This is a genomic window from Alicyclobacillus shizuokensis NBRC 103103, from assembly GCF_001552255.1.
In the GTDB taxonomy this organism is placed as follows: Bacteria; Bacillota; Bacilli; order Alicyclobacillales; family Alicyclobacillaceae; genus Alicyclobacillus_G; species Alicyclobacillus_G shizuokensis.
The window spans coordinates 1-4,725 of the sequence record NZ_BCQV01000087.1 but is presented as its reverse complement, the minus strand read 5'-3'; the positions used below and the strand labels follow the sequence as shown (position 1 = coordinate 4,725).

Sequence of the window (4,725 nt, the reverse complement as noted above, 5' to 3'; positions counted from 1 at the left end):
GAGCAACCGTGGTTCACCGCCCAACCCGTCTGCCACGGCAACGTCGATCGTATCCTTGGACACGTCCAAACCGACGAACTTTGTGCTATGCTTCATGTGAGGTCCTATTCCCTTCGTATCTGACTCTGTATTGGCACACTCCGGCGTGTCACCAAGATAGCCCACGCGTGTACGAATCGGCGAGCCGGCCTCGTTCGTCATGACTAGACTACCATCTGTATCCTTTACCAATTCAGGTCGACAGAGCCGACGCTTTACGCGATCTTTCGTTAGTGCACCAAGTGAAAGAGAGCGGCCTGTACCACGACTTTCTGCTGGCCAGCGATAAATCGGTGTCGATCGCGGGGATTGATATAGATTACCGCGGACGAACGCATACGGCTGTGATGGACAGGATGGTGCCTATCGATTACCGAGCGATGGTGGAGATGTTGACCGATTCGATGATCTTCGGAGGGACCCGGGGAAGATAGACGTCGTGTCGCCGCACACCTGTTCGAATGCCGCCTCTACGCGTTCCAGATGCTTCCGCATGATTTCGGCCGCGCGCTTTCCGTCCTGTGCGGCAATCGCCTCAACCATCGACTCATGCTCTTCAAATAGTCGCATGGCCGATTCGGCCTCGCTGTACAGCCACAGCCTGCGCGTGTCGCGAATAGTGCGCATCATGGTCGATGAGATGTCCTCCATCATGGTGACCAGCAGGCTGTTCCTCGTGGCTCGAGCGATAGCGCGGTGCAGGTCGACATCGAGCACGGGGCTGACTTCCTCATTGCCGATGGCGTGCCGCATTTGTTGGACTATCAGCCGAAGCTCATCCAGGTGTTCTTTGCTGCATTGTTCCGCAGCCAGGACGATGGCGCCTGTTTCGAGAATCTTTCGCACCTGCAACAGTTCGCGGAGTTCCTCGGCGGATGCCATCCAACCAGTTTCCCTTTGTTTGAGGTACTGGACCGAGTTGTTCGTGACAAACGTTCCGCCACCCTGCACGGACTCAATCAAACCTTGAGCCCGCAACACGCCGAGTGCTTCACGGATAGTCGAACGGCCGACCTGCCACTGTTGGGCGAGCCTGTCGATAGTGGCCAGCTTGTCTCCCGGTTTGAGAATACCCGCTTCGATTTGATTTTTCAGCTCTTCTGCCACAATTTCATAAGCCTTCTTCGCCAGCGGCATTGGAAACCTCCAGGCCGGTGATGTAGCCGATTGAGATACATATTGTTAATTTTACTCTACACATTTCTCTCTGGAAATGATACATTGGTCGTGTTAGCAAATTCATCTGACGACCTGATAACTATGGGGGTGGTAGCGATGATAGACGCACGCCTCGTCGAACGCCTCGTTGACATCGTTGGCCCTAAGTGGGTTCTCAGGGACAGCAATGAGTTGCATGTGTACTCGTTCGATGCGACACCGATTGTGCAGGCCTTTCCGGATGTCGTGGTGATGCCCGGTAGCACCGCGGAGGTGGCGGAGGTCTTAAAACTGGCCAACGACCATGGAATCCCAGTGATTCCGCGTGGATCCGGCACCAACCTGGCAGGCGGGACGATTCCAGTTCAAGGCGGCATCGTGCTGAACATGACGCGGATGAACCAGATCTACGAGGTTGATGAGAAAAACCTAACTGCGACGGTCGGCCCCGGTGTCGTCACAGGCGAGTTCCACAAGACGGTCGAGGCAAAGGGCCTGTTTTATCCGCCTGACCCTGGCAGCATGCGAATTTCCACTATCGGCGGTAACGTAGCGCAGTGTGCTGGCGGGATGCGCGGTTTGAAATACGGCGTGACGAAAGACTACGTCATCGGGCTTGAATACGTGCTGCCCAACGGCCAGATTCTCCGCTGCGGCGGGAAGAACTACAAGGATGTGGCTGGATACGATCTGACCCGGTTGCTCGTTGGATCTGAAGGAACGCTCGCAGTCATCACTGAGTTGACCTTGAAACTGCTGCCATTGCCAGAGACGAAGCGGACGTTGTCCGTGTTTTGCACCAGTCTCGTCGATGCAGCGCGGATTGTCGAACGAACGATATCGGCGCGCATCATACCAGCGACGATGGAGTTTCTTGATCAGGCGACGATGCGCGTGGTCGACGACTTCTCCCACCTGGGCCTGCCGCGCGACGTGGCAGCCATGCTGCTGATTGAACAGGATGGCCCTGAAGAACAGGTGGTGCGAGATGTCGAGCGGATCGTCCAAATTGCTCGCAGCGAAGGTGCGGTGGACGTGCAAATGGCCAAGACACCCGAGGAGAGTGCGAAGCTGATGACGGCGCGGCGGGCGGCGCTGGCGGCGCTCTCAAGGCTACGGCCTACGACCATCCTGGAGGATGCAACGGTACCGAGGTCGCGGCTGGCGGAGATGGTCGAGGCCATTATTCGGATTTCCGAGAAGTACCAGGTGCAAATCTGCACCTTTGGCCACGCGGGGGACGGCAATCTGCACCCTACATGCATGACGGACGAGCGCGACGAAGCGGAAATTGCGCGGGTGGAGCAGGCGTTTGAAGAGATCTTCGCGACGGCACTGTCGCTCGGCGGAACGATTACGGGCGAACACGGTGTCGGCATGACGAAGATGAAGTACCTGTCCCAACGTGTTGGAGAAGGCGGCATCGAGCTCATGCAGGCCATCAAAGCCGCGTTCGATCCGAATGGCATCCTCAACCCTGGCAAGGTTGTCGCCAAAGCGTTCAGACCGAGAATGGTGGTGAGGCAGCCATGAACAATGTGATGGCCAAGTTCGACATGGATGAGCTGCTCAACTGCATGCACTGCGGTTTCTGCCTGCCGACGTGTCCGACGTATCAGCAGACGGGGCTCGAGACCTTCAGTCCTCGCGGACGCATAGGCCTGATGAAAGGGGTTGCCCAGGGGAAGCTGCCCTTGGACGAGACGTTCGAGAAGAACATGTACGCCTGTCTCGGCTGCCGGGCCTGCGAGACGGCCTGCCCGGCGGGTGTCCGGTACGGGCGCCTCATTGAGACGGCACGGGAAGTCATCGAGGACTACAAGAGAGCGACGGGACAACGGTCTGCTGTGCGGCGGTCTGTCGTGCGTAAGGTGATGTTCAAGCAGGTGTTCATGCGTCCGAAAATGCTCAAAGCTATCGGAACCGTTCTCTGGGCGCTACAGGCCATAGGTCTTCAGAGGTTCGCCGATAAGACCGGACTGATACGCATCCTCCCGAGATCGATGGCAGAGATGCAGGAGGCAGTGGATAAGGTGGCATCGCCGCGTGCACGGCAAGCACGGCAGAAGAGCATAGCGCCGGTGAGTGTGGCAGCGGATGCCGCAGTCGGGAATGGTGCAGGGTCTGTAGTGGAGTCTGAGACGCGGCCTGTGGCGGGGCTTGGCGCAGCCAGCCCAGCGGCTGAGCCGCGAAGGACGTATGAGACGGTGTGGTCGCGCCCGCTTCGCATCGGTATGTTCACCGGCTGCATCATGGACCTGATGTTTTACGAGACCAATCAGTCTACGGCGCGGCTACTCGCCAAGGCCGGCTGCGAAGTCGTCTTTATCGAGCAAGAGGCCTGCTGCGGGGCACTACATGCGCACTCTGGTGAGAAGTCCGACGCCGTGTCCCTCGCCAAGCGGAACATCGAAGCATTTGAGCGTGCCAATGTGGACCTCGTCGTTAACAACGCGGGCGGATGCGGTGCCGCTCTGAAAGAATACGATGATTGGCTAAAGGACGATGCGGAGTGGGCATATAGAGCGAAGCGGTTTGTTGAAAAGGTTCGGGACATCAGTGAGTTGCTGGTCGATTTGCCTCCGCTGAAGTTCACGAAGTCGCTGAACGCGCGGGTCACCTACCAGGATTCCTGCCACCTCGCCCATGGGCAGGGCGTGCGTAGGCAGCCGCGCGCCCTGATTCGCAGTATCCCAGGCGTCGAATATGTGGAGCTGCCGTTTGCCGATAGTTGCTGCGGCTCGGCGGGGATCTACAACATCACGAACTTCGACATGTCGATGCAGATTCTCGACGACAAGATGAAGCATGTCAAGGAGACCAAACCGGATATTGTGGTTACGGCGAATCCGGGCTGTCTGCTACAGATGAAGAAGGGTATTCTCCGCGCTGGCCTGGAAGACCAGATAGAAGCCGTGCACATTGTGGATCTGTTGAACCGGGTGGTGGATTGAAGGATGGTTCACCCCGCTGGGTGCAGCAAAATGGTGCTTCACGGCAGGTCTGTCGGTGGCTTAGCGGGTACGAGGCCACATCTTTGTCTGTGTGTTGGCGTATCTGTTCGAGCAGGAGATGCAGGTTCTGTACCGCAGACAATGGAAACGAGAGGCGGAAGCGGTGTAAGCGTAAAACCCCTCACACCTTGCGCTTCTCCAGACTTCGCGCGAGAGTCATCCACAGCAACAATCAACCCCGTCAGGGAACCCAGCGGGGCGATTTCTCCTGCTATCCTTTTTTCTTTCGCCTGCGGATCCGTTCCGGCAGGCGATCCGACCACGGGAGCAACTCATCCATCGCCGTCGGGTCATCTGTTGGGATGTTAGGCAGCCGCTCGAACAGGTGTTCCAGGTACAGATACGGGTCCAGCCCGCTCTCTTTGGCTGTCTCGACTAGGCTGTAGGCGATGGCGCTCGCCCTTGCCCCGCGCGGTGTATTCGCGAACAGGAGGTTCTTGCAACCTATCACAAACCGCTTGATGGATCGCTCACTCCGGTTATTGTCCAGCTCCAGGTTCCCGTCTTCCAGCCC

Annotated in this window: 4 protein-coding genes; 2 read left to right on the top strand and 2 right to left on the bottom strand. The window is 57.8% G+C overall.

What is annotated here, in order from left to right; all coding sequences use genetic code 11:
* Positions 1 to 402 precede the first annotated feature (402 nt).
* Positions 403 to 1,176 carry a FadR/GntR family transcriptional regulator gene (locus ASH01S_RS17195; protein WP_067929664.1) on the bottom strand — a complete coding sequence of 258 codons (774 nt, stop codon included), beginning with the start codon at positions 1,174 to 1,176 and terminating at the stop codon, positions 403 to 405.
* A 138-nt stretch (positions 1,177 to 1,314) separates the two neighbouring features.
* Here ASH01S_RS17195 and ASH01S_RS17190 point away from each other — a divergent pair, with 138 nt between their 5' ends.
* A complete protein-coding gene (locus ASH01S_RS17190) occupies positions 1,315 to 2,730 on the top strand; it encodes an FAD-binding oxidoreductase (RefSeq protein WP_067929663.1) in 1,416 nt (471 codons plus the stop codon).
* The gene (locus ASH01S_RS17185) at positions 2,727 to 4,151 is read left to right on the top strand and encodes a (Fe-S)-binding protein (protein WP_067929662.1); all 1,425 of its coding nucleotides are present in this window, start codon (positions 2,727 to 2,729) and stop codon (positions 4,149 to 4,151) included. Before ASH01S_RS17190 ends, ASH01S_RS17185 begins: the two co-directional genes overlap by 4 nt.
* Before the next feature lie 271 nt (positions 4,152 to 4,422).
* Here the strand turns inward: ASH01S_RS17185 and ASH01S_RS17180 are convergent.
* The coding region (locus tag ASH01S_RS17180) for a transposase domain-containing protein (RefSeq protein ID WP_157067223.1) at positions 4,423 to 4,725 on the bottom strand (303 nt) is incomplete at its 5' end.

Excerpts from the sequence above, each read along its gene's own strand:
- ASH01S_RS17195 (WP_067929664.1), bottom strand. The coding sequence starts at position 1,176 with ATGCCGCTGGCGAAGAAGGCTTATGAAATTGTGGCAGAAGAGCTGAAA.
- ASH01S_RS17190 (WP_067929663.1), top strand. The coding sequence starts at position 1,315 with ATGATAGACGCACGCCTCGTCGAACGCCTCGTTGACATCGTTGGCCCT.
- ASH01S_RS17185 (WP_067929662.1), top strand. The coding sequence starts at position 2,727 with ATGAACAATGTGATGGCCAAGTTCGACATGGATGAGCTGCTCAACTGC.